The sequence below is a fragment of the Kitasatospora sp. CB02891 genome (genome assembly GCF_002803145.1).
Classification (GTDB): Bacteria; Actinomycetota; Actinomycetes; order Streptomycetales; family Streptomycetaceae; genus Kitasatospora; species Kitasatospora griseola.
The window spans coordinates 55,362-75,256 of record NZ_NNBO01000024.1; the positions used below are offsets into that span (position 1 = coordinate 55,362).

General features: G+C 73.0%; 18 protein-coding genes. 3 read left to right on the forward strand and 15 right to left on the reverse strand.

The window, feature by feature from the left end; all coding sequences use genetic code 11:
• Positions 1–2: 2 nt before the first annotated feature.
• The 4 genes from smc to CG736_RS34400 form a co-directional block, all read right to left on the reverse strand.
• Positions 3–3,596, reverse strand: a complete 3,594-nt coding sequence (gene smc / locus CG736_RS34385; RefSeq protein WP_100590036.1) for a chromosome segregation protein SMC — start codon at positions 3,594–3,596, stop codon at positions 3–5.
• Between the two features lie 295 nt (positions 3,597–3,891).
• A complete protein-coding gene (locus tag CG736_RS34390; RefSeq protein ID WP_100590037.1) occupies positions 3,892–4,095 on the reverse strand; it encodes a hypothetical protein in 204 nt (67 codons plus the stop codon).
• Positions 4,096–4,477: 382 nt separating this feature from the next.
• On the reverse strand, positions 4,478–4,771 hold the full coding sequence (locus CG736_RS34395; protein ID WP_043916156.1) for an acylphosphatase: 294 nt from the start codon (positions 4,769–4,771) through the stop codon (positions 4,478–4,480).
• Positions 4,772–4,901: 130 nt separating this feature from the next.
• A complete protein-coding gene (locus CG736_RS34400) occupies positions 4,902–5,699 on the reverse strand; it encodes a hypothetical protein (RefSeq protein WP_232734371.1) in 798 nt (265 codons plus the stop codon).
• Positions 5,700–5,868: 169 nt separating this feature from the next.
• Here CG736_RS34400 and CG736_RS34405 point away from each other — a divergent pair, with 169 nt between their 5' ends.
• Positions 5,869–7,131 (forward strand): MFS transporter, encoded by a 1,263-nt coding sequence (locus tag CG736_RS34405; RefSeq protein ID WP_100590039.1) that lies wholly within the window; start codon positions 5,869–5,871, stop codon positions 7,129–7,131.
• A 55-nt stretch (positions 7,132–7,186) separates the two neighbouring features.
• On the opposite strand, the gene CG736_RS34410 is transcribed toward CG736_RS34405, so the two are convergent.
• A complete protein-coding gene (locus CG736_RS34410; protein ID WP_100590040.1) occupies positions 7,187–8,575 on the reverse strand; it encodes a hypothetical protein in 1,389 nt (462 codons plus the stop codon).
• Between the two features lie 200 nt (positions 8,576–8,775).
• Here CG736_RS34410 and CG736_RS34415 point away from each other — a divergent pair, with 200 nt between their 5' ends.
• Positions 8,776–9,687, forward strand: a complete 912-nt coding sequence (locus CG736_RS34415) for a hypothetical protein (RefSeq protein WP_100590041.1) — start codon at positions 8,776–8,778, stop codon at positions 9,685–9,687.
• A 4-nt stretch (positions 9,688–9,691) separates the two neighbouring features.
• Here CG736_RS34415 and mutM read toward each other — a convergent pair whose 3' ends face one another.
• The 10 genes from mutM to CG736_RS34465 all read right to left on the reverse strand — a co-directional run bounded on the left by mutM (position 9,692) and on the right by CG736_RS34465 (position 19,310).
• Entirely contained in the window at positions 9,692–10,546 is an 855-nt protein-coding gene (mutM, locus tag CG736_RS34420; RefSeq protein WP_100590042.1) for a bifunctional DNA-formamidopyrimidine glycosylase/DNA-(apurinic or apyrimidinic site) lyase, read from the reverse strand.
• Between the two features lie 5 nt (positions 10,547–10,551).
• Positions 10,552–11,346, reverse strand: a complete 795-nt coding sequence (rnc, locus tag CG736_RS34425; RefSeq protein ID WP_100590043.1) for a ribonuclease III — start codon at positions 11,344–11,346, stop codon at positions 10,552–10,554.
• A gap of 20 nt (positions 11,347–11,366) precedes the next feature.
• Positions 11,367–11,540 carry a 50S ribosomal protein L32 gene (rpmF, locus tag CG736_RS34430; RefSeq protein ID WP_035866499.1) on the reverse strand — a complete coding sequence of 58 codons (174 nt, stop codon included), beginning with the start codon at positions 11,538–11,540 and terminating at the stop codon, positions 11,367–11,369.
• A 49-nt stretch (positions 11,541–11,589) separates the two neighbouring features.
• Positions 11,590–12,213 carry a DUF177 domain-containing protein gene (locus tag CG736_RS34435; protein ID WP_043916150.1) on the reverse strand — a complete coding sequence of 208 codons (624 nt, stop codon included), beginning with the start codon at positions 12,211–12,213 and terminating at the stop codon, positions 11,590–11,592.
• 127 nt (positions 12,214–12,340) lie between these two features.
• Positions 12,341–13,483, reverse strand: coding sequence for an ATP synthase F0 subunit B (locus tag CG736_RS34440; protein WP_100590045.1), 1,143 nt, complete (start codon positions 13,481–13,483; stop codon positions 12,341–12,343).
• Positions 13,484–13,612: 129 nt separating this feature from the next.
• The gene (gene coaD, locus CG736_RS34445) at positions 13,613–14,098 is read right to left on the reverse strand and encodes a pantetheine-phosphate adenylyltransferase (RefSeq protein WP_043916148.1); all 486 of its coding nucleotides are present in this window, start codon (positions 14,096–14,098) and stop codon (positions 13,613–13,615) included.
• Positions 14,099–14,130: 32 nt separating this feature from the next.
• The gene (gene rsmD / locus CG736_RS34450; RefSeq protein WP_100590046.1) at positions 14,131–14,715 is read right to left on the reverse strand and encodes a 16S rRNA (guanine(966)-N(2))-methyltransferase RsmD; all 585 of its coding nucleotides are present in this window, start codon (positions 14,713–14,715) and stop codon (positions 14,131–14,133) included.
• 124 nt (positions 14,716–14,839) lie between these two features.
• Positions 14,840–15,349 carry a hypothetical protein gene (locus CG736_RS34455; protein WP_043916146.1) on the reverse strand — a complete coding sequence of 170 codons (510 nt, stop codon included), beginning with the start codon at positions 15,347–15,349 and terminating at the stop codon, positions 14,840–14,842.
• 105 nt (positions 15,350–15,454) lie between these two features.
• A complete protein-coding gene (gene recG, locus CG736_RS34460) occupies positions 15,455–17,665 on the reverse strand; it encodes an ATP-dependent DNA helicase RecG (protein ID WP_100590047.1) in 2,211 nt (736 codons plus the stop codon).
• 37 nt (positions 17,666–17,702) lie between these two features.
• Positions 17,703–19,310 (reverse strand): DAK2 domain-containing protein, encoded by a 1,608-nt coding sequence (locus CG736_RS34465; protein ID WP_100590048.1) that lies wholly within the window; start codon positions 19,308–19,310, stop codon positions 17,703–17,705.
• A 240-nt stretch (positions 19,311–19,550) separates the two neighbouring features.
• On the opposite strand from CG736_RS34465, the gene rpmB reads away from it, so the two are divergent.
• Positions 19,551–19,736, forward strand: a complete 186-nt coding sequence (gene rpmB, locus CG736_RS34470; RefSeq protein ID WP_073813963.1) for a 50S ribosomal protein L28 — start codon at positions 19,551–19,553, stop codon at positions 19,734–19,736.
• Positions 19,737–19,895: the final 159 nt, after the last annotated feature.

Below are 19,895 nucleotides of genomic sequence, written 5' to 3' on the forward strand. Positions count from 1 at the left end.
TATCACTTAGCGCCTGCGCCGGCCCGGGTTGTGCGGGCTCCAGCCTTTCCGTCCTGTGCTGCCGTGCCTTTCTCGGGCATCCGCAGGCGCTGGCTGATCACCTGGGAGATGCCGTCGCCCTTCATGGTCACGCCGTACAGGGCGTCGGCGGATTCCATGGTGAGCTTCTGGTGGGTGATGACGATCAACTGGGAACTCTCCCGCAGTTCTTCCATGATCGCGATCAGTCTGCGCAGATTGGTCTCGTCGAGCGCGGCCTCGACCTCGTCCATGACGTAGAACGGGCTGGGCCGCGCCTTGAAGATCGCCACCAGCAGCGCCACGGCGGTCAGCGAGCGTTCGCCGCCGGAGAGCAGCGAGAGCCGCTTGACCTTCTTTCCGGGCGGGCGGGCCTCGACCTCGACGCCGGTGGTGAGCATGTTCTCCGGGTCGGTGAGGACGAGTCGGCCCTCGCCGCCGGGGAACAGCCGGGCGAAGACGCCTTCGAACTGGGCGGCGGTGTCCTGGTAGGCGGCGGTGAACAGCTGCTCGACCCGGACGTCGACGTCGCGGACGATGTCGAGCAGGTCGCGGCGGCTCTTGCGCAGGTCGTCGAGCTGTTCGCCGAGGAACTGGTGGCGGGCCTCCAGTGCGGCGAACTCCTCCAGCGCGAGCGGGTTGACCTTGCCGAGCTGCTGGTAGGCGCGTTCGGCGGCCTTGAGCCGCTTCTCCAGCTCCGCCCGGACGTACGGCCGGGGCTCCCCCGGTTCCTGGCCGTCCTCGGCCGGCGGCGCGGGGACGGGCCGGTCGGGGCCGTAGTCGGCGAGCAGTTCGGCGCCCTCGATGCCGAACTCCTCCAGCGCCTTGGCTTCCAACTGCTCGATCCGGAGCCGTTTCTCGGCGCGCAGCACCTCGTCGCGGTGCCCGGCGTCGACCAGCCGGTCGAGTTCGGCCTGGAGTTCGCGGCCGTGTTCGCGGAACTGGCGGAGTTCGCTCTCACGGGTGGCCCGGTCGGCCTCGACGGCGGCGCGTTCGGCCTCGGCGGTGGCGAGGGTCTCCTCGATCCGGCCGAGCAGTCGGCGGGCGGCGGTGGCGACGGCTCCGGCGACGGCGGCTTCCCGGCGGGCGCGGGCGCGGCGTTCGGCGGCGCGGGCCCGGGCTTCGCGTTCGGTGCGGGCGGCGCGGTCCAACTGGTCGGCGCGGCCGGCGAGTCCGCGGACCCGTTCCTCGTGGGTGCGGACGGCGAGCCGGGCTTCCATCTCGGTCTGCCGGGCGGCCGTCCCGGAGGCGGCCAGCCGGTCGCGTTCGGCGCTGTCGGGTTCGTCCTCGCCGTTGTCGGCCGACTCCTCGGCGGTGGCGAGGCGTTCGGCGAGCTCGTCGGCGGCGGTCCGGGCCTCGGCGAGGCCGCTCTCGGCCTTGGCGGCGGCGGTGGCGGTGCGTTCGGCCTCACCGGCGGCGGCGCGCGCCGCGCCGCCCGAACGGCCGAGCGCTCCGGCGAGTTCGGCGCGCCGCCTCTCGCCCTGTCGGCGCTGCGCGGCCGACTCGTCGACCTCGGCGGCGAGCTCGCGACGGTGCTGCTGCGCCTCGGCGAGCCGGTGGGTCAACTCCTCGCAGCGGGTGTCGAGTTCTTCGATGCCGCGGGCGGCTTCGGCGACCGCGGCCCGGGTCTCCAGCTGGCTGGGGGCGCCGGCCGAGCCGCCGTGCGCGAGGGCGGCGGAGAGCAGGTCGCCGTCCGGGGTGACGGCCGTCCACTGCGGGTGACGGTCGATCAACTGCTGTGCGGTGTCCAGGTCTTCCACCACGGCGGTGCGGCGCAGCAGCCGCCGGGCGGCGGCGGCCATCGGGCCGTCGATCAACTCCCCTGCCGGGCGGGCTCCTTCGGGCGGGCCTTCGCCCGCGCCCGGATCCGGGGCGGCGATCAGCAGCGCGGCCCGGCCGCCGTCCTCGGCGCGCAGCCGGGCGAGGGCCGCGGCGGCGGTGGCCACGTCCTCGACCGCGACGGCGTCGGCGGCGGCGCCCAGTGCGGCGGCGACGGCGAGTTCGAATCCGGGTTCGACGTGCAGCAGTTCGGCGGCGGGTCCGAGTACGCCGGGCCGGCCGAGCAGGGCGGCGCTGCCGTCCTTGCGGCGCAGGGCGAGGGCGAGGGTGTCGTGCCGGGCGGTGAGCGCGGCGCGTTCCTTCTCGGCCCCGGCGAGCGCCTCGCGGGCGGCGCCGGCGGCCCGTTCGGCGTCGGCGAGGGCGGCGCGGGCCAGGTCGTGGCGGCTCTCGGCCTCCTCGTCGCCGGCTTCGGTCCGTTCGCTGCGTTCGAGGAGTTCCCGGTGTTCGGCCTGGGCGGCCTCGGCGCGCAGCAGGGCTTCGTCGCGGGCGGTGGCGAGCCGTTCGGCCTCGGCTTCGGCGGCGGCGGCGCGGGAGCGGGCGGCGGCGGCGTGACCCTGCAGCCGGGCCAGGCCCTCGCGCCGGTCGGCGATCGCCCGGGCGGCCGCTCTGATTCGCAACTCCTCGGCGGCGAGGGCGCGTTCGAGTTCGGTGCGCTCCTCGACGGTTTCGGCGAGCGCGTCCTGGGCCTGCTCCAGGGCGGCTTCGAGGGCGGCTTCCTCCTCGCGGACCCGGGCGGCCTCGCGTTCCAGGTCCTCGGGGTCGCGGCCGCGCCGTTCCTCCAGCTGCCCGGCGGTGGTGGCGGCCCGGACCCGGGCTTCGGCCAGTCCGATGGTGCCGCGGGTGCGTTCGGCGAGCGCGGACAGCCGGTACCAGGTCTGCCGGGCGGCCTCCAGGGCCGGGCCGAGCTGTTCGACCTGGGCCTCCAGGACGGCTTCGCGCTGGACGGCGGCGGCGAGTTGCTGTTCGACGGTGGTGCGGCGCAGTTTCAGCGCCAACTCGTCGGCGACTTCCGCCTCGACGGCCTTGCGCAGGGTGAGCAGGTCGTCGGCGAGCAGCCGCAGCCGGGCGTCGCGCAGCTCGGCCTGGATGCCGGCGGCCCGCCGGGCGATCTTCGCCTGCCGCCCCAACGGGCCGAGCTGGCGGCGCAGTTCGGCGACCAGGTCCTGGACGCGGTTCAGGTTGGCCTGCATCGCGTCGATCTTCCGCAGCGCCTTCTCCTTGCGCTTGCGGTGCTTGAGGACGCCGGCCGCCTCCTCGATGAAGGCGCGCCGGCCCATCGGGTCGGCGTGCAGCACGGAGTCGAGCTGGCCCTGGCCGACGATCACGTGCATCTCGCGGCCGATGCCGGAGTCGGAGAGCAGTTCCTGGATGTCCAGGAGCCGGCAGACGGTGCCGTTGAGCGCGTACTCGCTGCCGCCGTTGCGGAACATCGTCCGGGTGATGGTGACTTCGGTGTAGTCGATGGGCAGCGCGCCGTCGGTGTTGTCGATGGTGAGGCTGACCTCGGCGCGGCCGAGCGGGGGGCGTCCGCTGGTCCCCGCGAAGATCACGTCCTCCATCTTGCCGCCGCGCAGCGACTTGGCGCCCTGTTCGCCCATCACCCAGGACAGTGCGTCGACCACGTTGGACTTGCCGGAGCCGTTGGGGCCGACCACGCAGGTGATGCCGGGTTCGAAGCGCAGCGTGGTCGCCGAGGCGAAGGACTTGAACCCGCGCAGGGTCAGGCTCTTCAGGTGCACCCGCCCGTCCTCCTCGCCCTGCCGTGATCGCCGTCCGTGATCGCCGCCCGCGGGGGCCGTCCCGCACGGAGGCCCACCGCTGGCGACTGTATCCGGCCGGGCTGCCCGGCAGCCCTCAGGTGGGGGTTTGGCCACGCCGCGAGCGGGGCATGTTGCGGCAGAAGAAGACCGCGGACACGACGAAGGGACGTCCGCCTCGGACGTCCCTTGCAGGCTGCCATCCCCTTGTCGGGGACGCTCAGTGCGTCACAGCGTCGATCGTGAGGACCACGAGCGATCGGATGGACCGTGTCGATCAGGTGAGGGCCGGCTCGCGCTGGTCCAGGTCGATGCTGTTGAGCAACGAGTGCTCGTCAGCGACAGCGATCAGCGAGTCGTTCTCGGCCTGGAGCTTCACGAGCTCGTTCTCCAGGTCCTGGACGCGCTGCTGAAGCCGTCGCATCTCGGAGAGCATTCGCGGGTCGGGGCCGCCGACGTACCCGAGAAGCGCCTTTGCCATGATGTATGGTCCTCCACGCTGAGTGACCGAACCGTGTACGGTGTGGGTCTTGGGGGAAGGGATACGCACGCGCCTGCGCGCCGGACGTGCTGGCTGGGCACTACGGGACTGCCGCTGGTGAGTGGCATGCTCACACGGCGGAGCCTCGCCGGTAAACTCAGACCTGTGCGCGGGTTTCCAGCGTCTCACCAAAGACGGTACGGGTCAACACGATCACCGCACGCTACCGCGCCCCTGTCACCTGCTTGGCGGGGTCGTCACGCCGTCGGCCGGGGTAGTGGATCACTACGCTTGCGGAGTCAACCACGAGTCTGCCCGGATGGCAACCACACGACACCGGCAGTTGCCGGCGGCTCTCCTCCGACCGGCAACCGCGGTGTTCTCATCGGATCGCGAAGCCCTCGTACCCGTCGCCCACGGCGCTCCAGATTTCCGTGACTCCACTGACCCGACCTGGCGTTCCGGGCCCGCGAAGCGCGGCGAGCAGCCGTTCGCAGTCCTCCCGCGACCCCTCGGCGACCACCTGGACACGGCCGTCACCGAGATTGCTCGTGTAGCCCGTCAGCCCGATCTCCAGGGCCCTGGCCCTGGTCCACCAGCGGAACCCCACCTGCTGGACGCGCCCACGCACCCAGATGGTGGCGCGGACGGAACGGTGACTGTCGTGACCTTGCATGCGTCGACCATAGTCGGGCACTTGAGGGGCGCACGGAACGGACTTCACGCCCCTTCCACCGTGCCTCCCCACCGGCCCGTCCGCATTCACGCCATCGGCATCGCCGCTGTACCGCGGCATGACGAAGGGGTCAGCGGCGGGGCTCCGCCAGCCGGTGCAGCGTCCAGCCGCGGCCGGCCGGGTCCAGCGGGGCGGTGGCGGCGGTGAACAGCTCGGCGGCCCGGCGGTAGGAGAGCCGGGCCCGGCCGGTGAGCGGGCAGCGGTCGCGCTCCAAGGTGCCGGCCGGGGCGCGCCGGTCGGTGAGGAAGAGCGGACCGGCGCTGCGTCCGGCGATCAGCAGCGGCAGCAGTCGGGCGGCGCCGCCGCGCCAGCGCAGCGGGCGCTCGCCGGCGACGGGCCGGGCCTGCCGGTCGGCCGGGTCGAGCCGGTCCACGTCCAGCGCCAGCAGCCGTTCGATCGGTGCGCCGCTCTCCCGCACCAGGTGCCACAGGACCTTCTCGCGCAGTGGCGCCCGCAGCGCCAGCACGGCCCGCACCTGGGCGTCGGTGAGCGCGGGTTCGGGCGCGGCGGCGGGCAGCGGGCGCAGGCCCTCGGCGGGGTCGGCGGCCAGCCAGCCCCGCGCGCACCACCAGCGGGCGGCGGCCCGCAGCGCGGACAGCTCGCGGTTGGCGGTGCGCGCGCCGACCGCCTCGGCGCGGGCGGCGAACGCCTCGGCCACCCGCCGGGGCGCGTCCGGCCCGTCCAGCAGGGCGAGCGGCAGCACCGGCGGCGCGGCCCGCCGCCGCTCGGCGCCGACCGGCGGGGTGCGTCCGACCAGCAGCCAGGCCCAGGTGTGCAGGGCGATCCGGTAGACCCGCCGGGAGCCCTCCGACAGTCGGGCCTCCGCCAGGTAGTGCTCGGCCGCGACGGCGAACTCCACAGGTGTCACATCCGCAGTAAATCGCCCACCCGATGAATCGTCAACACTCGGCTCCACTGCGGTAAATGCTGCGTTTACTGCGGCCGATCCGACCCCTCGAAATATTGATGCCAAGACGCTCAACTTTTTCACCGGAAGCCCTTGCCGGGCGCCTCGGCGGCGGGGCAGTCTGCCGGTCATGGTGCTGACCTCACGGCGGCTCGCCGTCCTGCGCGGGCGGGAGTTCCGCCTCTTCTTCATCGGCTTCGCCGTCTCCCTGTTCGGATCCTCGATGGCCTCGGTGGCGGTCACCTTCGCGGTGCTGGACGGCGGGGGCGGCGGCTCCGGGGTCGGCGTGGTGATGACCGCGCGGATCCTGCCGATCGTGCTGCTGCTGGTGCTCGGCGGTGCGGCCGCGGACCGGCTGGGCCCGCGCCGGGTGATGCTCGGCTCGGACGGGCTGCGCTGCGCGACCCAGGCGGCGACGGCGGTGCTGATGTTCACCGCGCACGGCCGGATCTGGGCGCTGGCCGTACTGATGGCGTTCTGGGGGCTGGCCGAGGCGGTGTTCATGCCGGCCCTGGACGCGCTGCTGCCACGGCTCGTCCCGACCGGTGAACTCGCGGACGCGAACGCCCTGTTGGGGATCGCCCGGAACGGCGCCGCGGTGGCCGGCCCGGCCCTCGCGGGTGTGCTGACCGCCGTCGCGGGCCCCGGCTGGGTGCTGCTGGTCGACGCCGTCTCGTACGCGGTCGGCGGCGTGGCGCTGGCCCTGCTCCGGCTGCCGCCCGCCGTGTCGGAGGCCGCCGCCGAGGAGTCCCTGTTCGCCGAGCTGCGGGCGGGCTGGAGCGAGTTCAGCTCCCGGCGGTGGCAGTGGGTGAGCGCGCTGCAGGCCTGCCTGTTCAACCTGCTGGTGTGGGCGCCGTTCCTGGTCCTCGGCCCGGTGGTGGCGGACGAGCGCCTCGGCGGGGCGGGCGGCTGGGGCCTGGTGATGGGCGCGTACGGGGTCGGCGCGGTGCTCGGCGGGCTGCTGCTGCTCGGCCGCCGGCCGGCCCGGCCGCTGCGGACGGCGGTCGCGGTGACGGTGGGCTGGGCGCTGCCCTCGGGTGCGCTGGCGCTGGGTTGGCCGCTGCCGCTGGTGGCGGTCGCCGCGGTCGGCGCGGGGGTCACCTCGATCGTCTGCGGCACCCTGTTCGCCACCCTGACGCAGCGGCACGTCCCGCCGGAGGCGCTGGGCCGGGTCAGCGCGTACGGGACGCTCGGCGCGTTCGCGTTCGGCCCGGTCGGGCTGGCGCTGGCGGGGCCGCTCGCGGACCGGGTCGGCGCGGCCCCGGTGCTGGGCTTCGGCGCCGCCTGGCAGGTGGCGTCCTGCGCGCTGACCCTGCTGGTCCTGGGCCGCCGGGAGCCCGCCGAGCCGGTCGCCGCGGGGGCCGCCGAAGCCCCCTCTCCCGCCCCGGCATGACAGCGGCCCCCGGTCCGCGAAGGGACCGGGGGCCGGGGCGGTGGGTGATCGGACGTCAGTCGCCGAAGTCCCCGCCACCGAAGTCGCCACCGCCGAAGTCGCCGAAGCCGCCTCCGCCGCCGAAGTCACCGCCGCCGAAGTCGGCCCCGGAGAAGTCGGCGGAGTTGAACGCCGCACCCGAGTACTCGCCGGCGTCCGCGCCGCCGGTGTAGTCGGCGCCACCGCCCTGGCCGTAGTCGCCGTGGCCGCCCGCGTAGGCGTAGCCGGGGCTGGAGATCATCGAGCCGAGCATGGTGCCGACCAGCAGGCCGGGGAGCATGCCGCCGCCGAAGTAGCCGCCCGCCCAGGGGCTGTAGGCCGGGCCGGCGTTCCAGTACGGCTGGTGGCCGTGCTCGGTCTCCACGGTGCGGATGTACGGATCCTGGCCGACGGCCAGGCGGGCCGTGTCGTCGGCGCAGGCGGGGACGGAGCGCGGCGCGCCGCCGGCCGGCGCCCACTGGACGTCGGTGGTGGAGGGTCCGTGCCGCGGGTCGAAGAAGCACGGGACGCGGCGCTCGGGCACCGGCCGGCCCTCGCGGCGGGCGGCCAGCGTGGCCAGCGCGAACCGGCCGTCCTCCAGCGCCTCGGTGACCGGGCGGACGTCGTCGGGCTTGGTGGCCTCGTCCATGGTCCGCTTGGCGCGGTCGTAGGAGTCCAACGCCCGGGTGTAGTCGGCGCGCTGGGTGTCGTCCGCGCCGGGGGCGCCGGGGTTGAAGTCGAGCCGGTCGAGCTCCTCGCCGAACGCGGTGATGTCCTCGTCCACCACGGTGCGCAGCTGGGCGAGTTCGGCCCGGGCCTTCTCCTGCTTGCGCTTCTTGGCGCGGCGGAACAGCAGGAACACGCCGCCGCCGGCCAGCGCCAGCAGCGCCACGGGCACGACGATCCAGGCCGCGGAGGTGCTGTGCTGCGGGCCGTCGCCCTTGGTCTGCTTGACGGCCTGGTCGACGAACTCGTTGACGGTGGCGTTGATGTCGCCGTTGTTCGAGCGGAAGGACGCGCCGGCGAGCTTGGTCGCGGAGTCCTTCGACAGGGCCTTGGCGTCGGCGCGGGCGTCGAACCCGTTGCCCCGCCACACCGCGTAGACGCCGACGATGCCGACCTTGGTGCGCAGGTCGTTCATCAGGTTCTTCGGGGCGTAGGCCTGGCTGTCCGGCAGCACCGCGACGAAGATCGGCTTGTCGGCCTTCTTCAGCTTCTTCGCCAGCGCCTCGGCCTGGTCGTTGGAGAACCGGCCGGTCATCGCCGGGTCGACGTAGACCTGGCTCTTCTTCAGCGAGTCGGCAGCGTCGTTCAACCCGGCCGCCTGGGCGGGCACGGACAGTCCGAGGACCATCAGCAGGCCGAGCAGAGCTGCCAGCACGGCGGCCGGCCCGGTGGCTCGGGAGCGGCGAAGCACAGTTCTCATACTCAGACCGTACCTGTCGCGTCCCCGGATCCACGCCCTACCCGGGGACGGTCCGACCCCGAGTCTCCCCCCTACCCGGGGACGAGCCGGCCCCCGAGAACCCCCGCCGACCGGCCGGAGTTGGGCCCCGACCCACCGCGTCCGGGCGGCGAGCAGGCATAGTGGTGACGATCTTCCCTCCCGCGACAGGAGACCCCAGCGTGATCCTCGGCCTCGTCACCGCCGTCGCCGCGTCCGTCTGTTACGGCACCGGGTCGGTGCTGCAAGCCGTCGGCGCCCGGCGTTCGGCCCGGCAGGAGGCGGCCGACGGCACCGTCACCGAGCACGGCGGGCCGAGCCTCGCCTCCACCGCGAAGGCCGCCGTCACCTGGGAGTTCATCCTCGGCACGGTGCTGGACTTCATCGGTTTCGGGCTGGGCGCGCTGGCCGCGCGGCTGCTGCCGCTGTTCCTGTCGCAGACCATCATCAGCGCGAACCTGGTGATCACCGCGGTGCTGTCGGTCAAGCTGCTCGGGCTGAGGCTCCGTCAGCTGGAGTGGCTGTCCATCGGCGTCCTGTGCAGTGCCCTGGTACTGCTCGCCGTCGCCGCCGGCCCGGAGGGCGGCCACCACGCCGCCCGGGAGTTCCACTGGGCGCTGCTGATCGGCTCCGTGGTGCTGATCGCCGGCGGCTCGCTGATCGTCCGCCGGCTCGGCTCCAGCGGGGCGATCGTGGCCGGTCTGCTGTCCGGTCTCGGCTTCGGCGCGCTGGGCATCGGGGTGCGCATCCTGGACGGCATCGAGCCGTTCTCGATCACCGCGCTGCTCTCCGACCCGGCGCTGTACGCCATCCTGATCGCCGGCATCGGCGGCATGTACCTGCACACCGTCGCCCTCCAGGTCGGCTCCGTCAACGGCGCGACCGCCGCGCTGGTGGTCGGCGAGACCGTCGTCCCGGGCGCGGTCGGCGTCCTGTGGCTCGGCGACTCCTCCCGCCCGGGCCTGGCCTGGCTGGCCGTGCTCGGCTTCGTCCTCGCGGTGGTGAGCGCCGTCGGCGTCGCCTACTTCGGCGAGGACGGCGGGGCGATCCAGGCGGCCGCCGAGGAGGAGAAGAAGGCGAAGGCCGCCCACTGACGGGTCAGCGGGGGCGGCGCTGGCACTTCGGGCAGTAGTGGCTGGAGCGGTTCATCCAGGCGTCGCGGCGCATCGCCGTCCCGCAGCGGCGGCAGGGCTCGCCCTCGCGGCCGTAGGCGTCCAGGTCGCGGGAGAAGTAGCCGCTCTCGCCGTTGACGTTGACGTACAGCGAGTCGAAGCTCGTCCCGCCGACGGCCAGCGCCGCCGTCATCACGTCCCGGGCGTGGCCGAGCAGTTCGAGCGCGGCGGGGCGGGTCAGGGTGGCGGTGGGGCGGTCGTAGTGCAGGCGGCTGCGCCACAGCGCCTCGTCGGCGTAGATGTTGCCGACGCCGCTGATCAGCGTCTGGTCGAGCAGGGCCCGCTTCACAGTGGTGCGCTTGGCCTTCAGCGCGGTGGCGAACGCGGCCTCGTCGAAGCGCGCGTCGAGCGGGTCGCGGGCGATGTGGGCGAGCGAGAGCGGAGTGGACTCGGGGTCGTCCGGCTCGGTCTCCTCGACGGCGAGGCCGCCGAAGGTGCGCTGGTCGACGAAGCGCAGTTCGGTGCCGCCGTCGGCGAACCGGAGCCGCGCCCGCAGGTGCACCGAGTCGGCCATGTCGGCTTCCTGGACGAGCAGTTGGCCGCTCATGCCGAGGTGGCCGATCATCGACAGGCCGTCGCCGAGCGGCACCCACAGGTACTTGCCGCGGCGCTGCGGATCGCCGAGCGTGCGGCCGCGCAGCAGTGCGGTGAACTCCTCGGCGCCGCCGGCCTGTCGGCGGACGGCGCGCGGGTGGAGCACCTCGACGTCGCTGACGGTCCGTCCGGCGGCCCAGCGGGCCAGACCGCGGCGGACGACTTCGACCTCGGGGAGTTCGGGCACGGCGGTCAGGCGGTCGCGGTCGGCTGGTCGCCCTCGGCGCTGCCGTCCTGCTTCGCCTTGATGGCGCGCCAGGCGGATTCGGCGGCCTTCTGCTCGGCTTCCTTCTTGGAGCGTCCGCTCCCGGAGCCGTAGTCCTGGCCGGCCACCCGGGCGGCGGCGGTGAAGGTCTTCTCGTGGTCCGGTCCGGACTCGGTGACCACGTACTCGGGAACACCGATGCCGACGGCGGCGGTGAGTTCCTGGAGGCTGGTCTTCCAGTCGAGTCCGGCGCCGAGCAGCGCGGATTCCGCGATCAGCGGGTCGAACAGCTGGTGGACGAAGTCCGTCGCCGAGTCGAGGCCCTTGTCGAGGTAGATGGCGCCGATCACGGCCTCGACGGTGTCGGCGAGGATCGACGACTTGTCGCGGCCGCCGGTCCCTTCCTCACCCTTGCCGAGCCGGATGAAGGCTCCGAGGTCCAGGCCGCGGCCGACCTCGGCGAGCGCGCGGGAGTTGACCACCGCGGCGCGGAGTTTGGCGAGCGTCCCCTCGGCGACCTCCGGGTGGAGGCGGTAGAGGGTGTCGGTCACCACCAGGCCCAGCACCGAGTCGCCGAGGAACTCCAGGCGCTCGTTGGTGGGCAGCCCGCCGTTCTCGTACGCGTACGAGCGGTGGGTCAGGGCACGTACCAGAAGGGCGCGCTCAAGTGGATACCCGAGGCGCCCTTCCAGGACGTCGTATTCGGTCGAAGCCGGCCCGCCGCCCTTACCCCCGTTGGTCCCGGGGTTCGGCTTGCGAGAGGAATTGCTGCCGTCCGACATCGATCCGTGCACCCCGCCGATCAGACCGAGAGGACCTGGCGACGGTTGTACGTGCCGCAGCTCGGGCACGCGATGTGCGCGAGCTTCGGCTCGTGGCAGCGGTCGCACGCGACGAGCGCGGGCACGACGGCCTTCCAGTTGGAACGCCGGTGACGCGTGTTGCTGCGCGACATCTTCCGCTTCGGAACAGCCACGGTAAATCTCCTGGTTCTACGGCGAGACCCTCACGGGTACCGCTGTGTCTTATTCCTCGTCACCCTCGTCGCCGGGGGCGGCGGAGAGTCCCTGCAGAGCCGCCCACCGGGGGTCGGCGGCATCGTGGTGGTGCGACGGGTCGTCGCTCAGGCGGGCCCCGCACTCGGAGCACAGACCCAGGCAGTCGTCCTGGCACACCGGCTGCAGCGGCAGTGCGAGCACCACCGCGTCACGCAGCACCGGCTGGAGGTCGAACAGGTCGCCCTCCAGACGGTAAGTCTCGTCCTCGGACTCCTCGTCGAAGTCGTCTCCCGCGATCGCGCGGTGACGCTCCTCGGACTCCGGGTAGTAGTACAGCTCCTGGAAGTCGACCTCCAGGTCGTCCTCCAGGGGCTCCAGGCAGCGGGAGCACTCGCCGGTCACGTGGGCCTCGGCGGTGCCGGTGACCAGCACGCCCTCGACCACGGACTCCAGGCGGAGCTCCAGCTTGATCTCGCTCTTCTCGGGGACGCCGATCACATCCGCGACGCCCAGCTCCGCGGGGGCCTCCAGGGTGCGGGACACCTTGCGCAGCGAGCCGGGGCGACGGCCGAGCTCATGCGTGTCGAACACGAGCGGGTCGCGGTGGTCGAGGCGGTTCAAGGCTTCCTGACTTCCTGGTGGCGCACGCATTCCTGCGTGACGCGGACTGTAGGTTCCTGCGGTGCGCGGCCCGGACGCGGGCACGCGGCGAACCCGGCACGAGCAGGCCGGAGTGGTCAGACTACCCGAGAGTCCGGGCCGAACCCAACTCGCCCGTTCACCGGCCGCCGAGCTCCCGCAGCCGGGTCATGTCGATCATGCTGGTGTCGAAGAAGCTGGTCTCGTCCAGCCCGGCCTGCTGCTGCTGGGGCAACTGGGGCAGTTGCTGCGGCTGCGGCGGGTAGCCGTTCGGGTCGACGGGCAGCGGGTTGCCCCACTGGTCGTAGCCCGGCTGCTGGTACTGCTGCTGCTGGTAGTACGCCGGGTCGACCGGCTGCTGGTAGCCGTAGGGCTGCCCGTACGGGTCGGCCTGCGGGGCCGCCGCCGGGTCGTAGCCGCCGCCGTACGCCTCGGCGTACTGCGGGGCCTGCGGCTGGCCGTACTGGTCCTCGGCGGGGTTCTGCCAGCCCGCCGCGGCCGGGGTCTGCTCCGGCCAGGTCTGCTGCTGCGGGACGTCCGCGTACCAGGACTGCTCGCCGTCGGCGTCGGCGAAGCCGGCCGCCACCGCCTCGGCGCGGTTCCGGAGCTGCTGGACCTCGTCGGCGGCGGCCAGGTAGGCGCCCAGCTCGTCGATCGGGGCCTTGCCGAGCAGCTTGTCCCGGCCCTTGCCGACCGCCTCCAGGGTCGCCGAGAGCACCGCCTCCAGGGTGGCGAGCTTCACATCGACGTACTCGTCGGCCTCCGGGCTGAGGCTGACCCGCTGCGGCTGGAACTCCTCGCCGTCCTCGGGGCCCTCGCCCTCCGGCTGGTACACCCCGGCCTCGCCGCGCAGCTTCTGCCGGCCGCGGCCGACCGCGCCGAGCGTCTTGGTGAGCACCACCTCGAAGTTGGCGAGCTTGGAGTCGACGTAGTCGTCCGCCTCGGCGCGCTTGGTGTGCTCCTCGGTGCGGGCCTCGGCGAGGATCCGGTCCGCCTCGGCCTGCGCCTTGCGCACCACCTCGGTGTCGGAGATCAGCGAGCCGCGCTCGTCGTGCGCGCCGCGGATGATCTGGTCGGCCTGCGCCTGGGCGTCGGCCACCATCTGCTGATGGTCCGCCACCACCGACTGCGCCTGGGCGAGTTCGGCGGGCATCGTGTCGCGCAGCTCGCGCAGCAGGCCGGTCAGTTCGGCACGGTTCACCACGCAGGAGGACGACATCGGCATTGCCTTGGCCTTCTCGACCACGGCGATGATCTCGTCGAGTTTCTGCTGCACGTCCACGGGTGTCTTCAGTCTTTCCGTGTGCCGCCGAGGTGCGGCGGAGGCAGTGCCACGAGGCCGCGAACCGCGGTCCCGGGGCCGGGAGTACAGACTGTACGGCCACCCACCCCGCCGCTCACAACGCCTCCGTCACTTGCGGCGTTCGGCGATCCGCTCGACCAGTCGCGCGTGCACGACTCCCGGCAGCAGGTGGGAGACGTCGCCGCCCAGCGAGGCCACTTCCTTGACCAGGCTGGAGGACAGGAAGCTGTACGTCGGCGAGGTCGGCACGAACAGCGTCTCCACGCCGCTCAGGCCGTGGTTCATCTGCGCCATCTGCAGCTCGTAGTCGAAGTCGCTGACCGCGCGCAGGCCCTTGATGATCGCCGGGATGCCGCGCGCCGTGCAGTAGTCCACCAGCAGGCCGCTGTGCGACTCCACCTGGATGTTGTCCAGGTGGGCGGTGGTCTCCTCGATCAGGGCGATCCGCTCGTCGACCGAGAACATCCCCTGCTTGCTGCGGTTCACCGCCACCGCCACGTGCACCACGTCGTACAGCTTCGAGGCCCGCTCGATGATGTCGAGGTGTCCGTTGGTGATGGGGTCGAAGGACCCCGGACAGACGGCGCGGCGCATGGGTGTGCTCCCTTGTGGGGCGGGATGTTCTGCTACGAGTCTTGGTCAGCCCCGGTAGCGGCGCGACCGTACCAGAGCGTGCCCTCGCCGTACCGGCGCGAGCGCAGCCCTTCGAAGCCGTCCGGCCAGCCGAACTCGCCCCCTCGGGTGCTGCGTTCCACGGTGACGAGAACATGCTCGGACAGCCAGCCCCCGGAACGGAGTGTGACCAGCATCTCCCGCAGCACCTCGTCCTCAACCGCGTACGGCGGGTCCAGGAAGACCAGGTCGTACGGCTCGGCCGGCGGGGCGCCCGCGATCACCTTCTCCGCCTTGTCCGCCCGCACCTCCGCGCCCGGCAGCCCCAGCGTCCGGACGTTCTCCCGCACCGTCTTCACCGCGCTCGCGTCCGCCTCCACCAGCAGCGCGTGCGCCGCGCCCCGGGACAGCGCCTCCAGCCCGACCGCGCCGCTGCCCGCGAACAGGTCCAGCATCCGCGCCCCGGCGATCGGCCCGAACAGCGACTCGACGGTGGAGAACATCGCCTCCCGCGCCTTGTCGGAGGTGGGACGGGTGTTCCGGCCGGGCGGGGCGGCGAGCGGGCGGCCTCCGGCAACACCGGCGATGACGCGGGGCATGGAGTTGTCCTTTGCGGGTGGGAACAGGCAGGGGCGCGAGGAACTGCGCGCCCGACCATAGCCGACAAAAAGTGCACGGCAGATCGGAGCAGCCCCTCGCGCCCTGGTGTCTCAGCGCAGACGGTCACTCATTGGAGGCCGCGCCCAGCAGGGTCGGCGACGCGTACCGGGACCAGGACAGGCAGCCGTCCGGCGGGCAGTACTCCGGGCGGCGCGGGTCGTGGCCGAGCTCGCGCAGCTTGGTGCGGACGGAGTCGGGCGTGCGGCCGTAGCGGGCGGCGATCCGGGCGATGGTGTCGCCGTCGTGGAAGCGCCGGACCAGCTCCTCCTCGTGCTGCGGCACCCAGGGGGCGCCGTGGCCGGGGTAGAGCTCGCGCAGCACGTCGCGGTCGGGGATGGGCTCGGAGACGTCGGCGACGATCGCCAGCGCGCGCAGGGCGCGGTTGAGCGCGATGCGCAGCGAGGCGACGTCCTCCACCGGGAGGCGGAGCTTGCCGGAGGCGACCGGGTTGGCGGAGTTGCCCTCGCGCCAGCCGGTCAGGGTGAGGGTGACTTCGCGGTCGTCTTCGCTGGCGACCTCGATCCGGAAGACCTTGTCGCCGAGCGGGAGCTCGTTGAGGTGACGGAATGCCATGCAATGACCCCCAAGTCTCGCGCCGGGGACGCCACTTGGAGTGCGCCCCGAACAACTCCATTCTCTCCCGGGGCACTGACAATCGGTCCTGCTCGAACGGCCCGTTCAGCCCTTCTCCAGGTACTCCGCGCGGTCCTCGTCGAGCAGGCTCTCCAGGGCGGTGCGCAGTTCGGGGTGGGCGGCGAGTTCGGGGTCGACGGCGACCAGCCTGGTGGCCTCGGCGCGGGCGGTGGCGATGACGTCCTCGTCGTCGAGGACGGAGAGCACCTTGAGCGAGGACTTCACGCCGGACTGCGCCTGGCCGAGCACGTCGCCCTCGCGGCGCTGTTCGAGGTCGATCCGGGAGAGCGCGAAGCCGTCCAGGGTGCCGGCCACCGCGTCGAGCCGGGCACGGGCGGCGCTGGCCGCGGGCATGTCGCTGACCAGCAGGCACAGGCCGGCGGCGGAGCCCCGACCGACCCGGCCGCGCAGCTGGTGGAGCTGGGAGACGCCGAACCGGTCCGCGTCCATGATCACCATGACGGTGGAGTTGGGGACGTTGACGCCGACCTCGATGACGGTGGTGGCGACCAGCACGTCGACCTCGCCGGCGGCGAAGCGGCGCATCACGTCGTCCTTGGCCTCCGGGGCGAGCCGGCCGTGCAGGATCTCCACCCGCAGTCCGGCGAGCGGGCCCTTGGCGAGCTTGTCCGCGGTCTCCACGACGGCGAGCGGGGGCCGCCGCTCCTCGCTGTCCGCGCCGCCGCCCGCGTCGACCTCCTCCGGGTCCTCCGTGCGCTTCTTCCTGCCCTTCGGCTGCTCGTCCTCGTCGCCGATCCGCGGGCAGACCACGTACGCCTGGTGGCCCTTGCCGACCTCCTCGCGGACGCGCTCCCAGGCGCGGGTGAGGAAGTTGGGCTTCTCCAGGGCGGGGACGACGTGGGTGGAGATCGGGGAGCGGCCGGACGGCAGCTGGTCGAGGACGGAGGTCTCCAGGTCGCCGAAGACCGTCATCGCGACGGTGCGCGGGATCGGGGTGGCGGTCATCACCAGCAGGTGCGGGGGCTGTTCGCCCTTGGCGCGCAGCGCGTCGCGCTGCTCGACGCCGAACCGGTGCTGTTCGTCGACCACCACCAGGCCGAGGTCGGCGAACTGCACCTTGTCCTCGATCAGGGCGTGCGTGCCGATGGTGATGCCGGCCTTGCCGGAGGCCATGTCGAGCATCGCGCCGCGGCGGGCGGCGGCGCCCATCGAGCCGGTGAGCAGGGCGACCCGGGTGCCGATCTCGGAGCCGCCGATCATGCCGGCCTCGGCGAGGTCGCCCATCATCTCGACGATGGAGCGGTGGTGCTGCTGGGCGAGCACCTCGGTGGGCGCGAGCAGCACGGCCTGGCCGCCGGCGTCGACCACGGCGAGCATGGCGCGCAGCGCGACCAGGGTCTTGCCGGAGCCGACCTCGCCCTGCAGCAGCCGGTGCATGGGGTGTTCGGTGGCGAGGTCGGCGAAGATCTCGGCGCACACCTTCTGCTGGCCGTCCGTCAGCGTGAACGGCAGCCGGGCGTCGAAGGCGTCCAGCACGCCGCCGGGGACGGCGCGGCGCGGGACGGCGGGCAGCGCGGAGTCGGCGGCCCGGCGCTGGGCGAGCGCGACCTGGAGGACGAACGCCTCGTCCCAGCGCAGCCGGTTCTGGGCGCGTTCCTTCTCCACCTGGTTCCGCGGGCGGTGGATCAGTTCGAGCGCCTCGGGCAGCGGGATCAGGTCGTGCTCGGCGCGCAGGTCGGCGGGCAGCGGCTCGCCGACGTCCCCCAGGTGCTTGGTGAGGGCCAGCTCGACGCAGAGCGAGAGCTTCCAGCTGGGCAGCTGGGCGCTCGCCGGGTAGACCGGGATGAGCCGGCCGGCGAACTGCTTCACCGCCGACGAGCCCTCTTCGTCGTCGATCAACTGGTAGTCGGGCGAGGCGAGTTGGCGCGTCCGGTTGAACATGCCGACCTTGCCGGCGAACAGGCCCTGCTGGCCGGGCTTGAGGTCCTTCTGCCGCCAGCCCTGGTTGAAGAACACCAGGGACAGCCGGGACCGGCCGTCGGTGACCACCACTTCCAGCCGGTCGCCCTTGCGGCCGCGGAACGGGATCAGCGTGACCTTCTCGATCCGGGCCAGCACGGTGACGTGCTCGTCCACCTCCAGCTCGTCCAGGCTGGTGAGTTGGCCGCGCTCGACGTACCGGCGCGGATAGTGGTGCAGCAGGTCGCCGACCGTGCGCAGCTTGAGGGAGTCGGCCAGCACCTTCGCGGTGCGGTCGCCGACCAGGTCCTTCAGTGGTTCATCGAGAGCGCCCATCGGGTCCCATTTCACACCACCGGACCGACGTCACGGCTCACTCGACGCCGATCAGCAGCGGCGCGGCCTCCTGGCCGCCCTGGTAGGCGACGGTGTCGACCTCGGGACGGGTGCGCCTGGCGTGCGCGATCAGCCGGTCGGCGAGCTCGGCGGGAGAGTCGTCGCCGAGCACCAGGGTGACGAGTTCGCCGGACGCCGCGATCATCCGGTCCAGCACGGTGAGCGCCGTCTCGGTGAGGTCGTGGCCGATCACCGCGACATCGCCGTCGATCAGACCGAGCACGTCGCCCGCCTGGCAGACGCCGGCCATCGTCCAGGACTCGCCCTCGGCGACGGCGAGCTCGGCGTACCGGGTGGCGCCGGCGGCGGAGGTCATGGCGACCACGTCCTCGTCGAAGCGGCGGCCGGCGTCGTGCACGGCCAGCGCGGCCAGGCCCTGCACCGGCGACCGGGTCGGCAGCACGGCGATCCGCACGCCCTCCTCGCGCAGCTGGTCGGCGGCGGCGCCGGCGGCGGCCCGCAGTTCGGGGTCGTTGAGCAGCAGGATCACCTCGCGGGCCGCGCAGCGGTGCACGGCCGCGACCAGTTCGGCGCTCGCCGGGGCCCGGTCCGGATCGGCGGCCAGCACCACCGAGCCGGCCTGCTCGCACAGCTGGGCCAGTCCGCTGCCGGTCACCACGCTGAGCACGGCCCGGCCGTGCGAGACGGTCTCCTCGCGCTCGCCGGAGCGGGCCGCCGCCTCGGCGAAGTGCGTGATCCGGATCCGGTACGGCCGGCCCGCCTCGACACCCGCCTCCACGGCCGCGCCCGCGTCGTCCACGTGCACGTGGACGTTCCACAGGCCGTCGCCGCCGCCGATCACCAGCGAGTCGCCGAGCCGCCCCAGCCGCTCGCGCAGCCGCGGCAGCTGCCCGTCCTCGGCCTCCAGCAGGTAGATCACCTCGAACGCGGGGTGGCCCGGGCCCGGCGGACGCTCATGGCCCTCGCAGCCGGCCACCACCACGGGGTCCACCTCGCGCCGCAGCGCGACCGGCCCCATCGGCTGCTGCCCGGACACCGCGTCCACCAGCGCCCCCAGCACCGCGACCAGCCCCCGGCCGCCGGCGTCCACCACGCCCGCCTCCGCGAGCACCGTCAACTGGTCCGGGGTGAGCAGCAGCGCCTGCCGGGCCGCCCGGTACGCCTCCCGGGCCTGACCGGTCAGGCCCTGCGCGGCCTTCGCGGCGCCGGCGGCGGCCGCGGCGACGGTCAGCAGGGTGCCCTCGACCGGCTCCGCGACGGCCAGGTAGGCGGACCGCGCGCCGTTGTCGAGGGCCTCCCCCAGCTCCCCGCCCCCCGACAGCACCTCGGCGAGGCCGCGCAGCCACTGCGCCAGGATCACGCCGGAATTGCCCCGCGCCCCGATCAGCGCCCCGCGGGCCGCGGCGGTCGCCGCGGCGGCCAGCGCGGGCGGCTCCTCCTCGGCGAACAGCGCGTCCAGCGCCTCGGCGGCGGACTCCACGGTCAGATACAGGTTGGTGCCGGTGTCGCCGTCCGGAACCGGGTAGACGTTCAGTGCGTCGATCTCCTCGCGGGCCTGGCCGAGGGCTGCCAGCGCGAGCCGGCACCAAGTGCGGACGGCCGCGGCGTCGAGGGTGTCCAGCACCAAATCTCCTCCGGGTGAACGCCACGAGAACGCGACGGGACGCGGTGGCGAGGGCGATGCTGGCAGGTTATCGGCCCCTGCGACGCCACCGGCGGCACCCTCCGCTGCAGGTCGCGGGAACGATCACCCCGGCAATCGTGGTAGTTTCGTTGAGCGGGAGTCACCGTTGTATGCTCTCCCGGTTGCCTGGAACACTCCGGGCTGTTCAAGTTCCTGATCTGAAGTCTTGGAGTGACTCCTGTGGCTGCCAACTGCGACGTCTGCGGCAAGGGCCCGGGCTTCGGCAACAGCATCTCCCACTCGCACCGCCGTACCCCCCGTCGTTGGAACCCCAACATTCAGACGGTGCGCGCTGTGGTTGGGCGCACGCCGAAGCGGCTCAACGTCTGCACCTCGTGCATCAAGGCCGGTAAGGTCTCGCGCTGACGCGCAGACCGGTACGCCGGTCACCTTCTTGCTTGGTGAAAGCCGACCATGTCCCTTCGGGGATCATGGTCGGCTTTCGCTTTTTCTGCTTCAGGCTGCGAAACCAGGGGCTCGGGGAACGGCGCGGTCCTGTTGCCGGCGGTCGGAGACAGCGGTTGG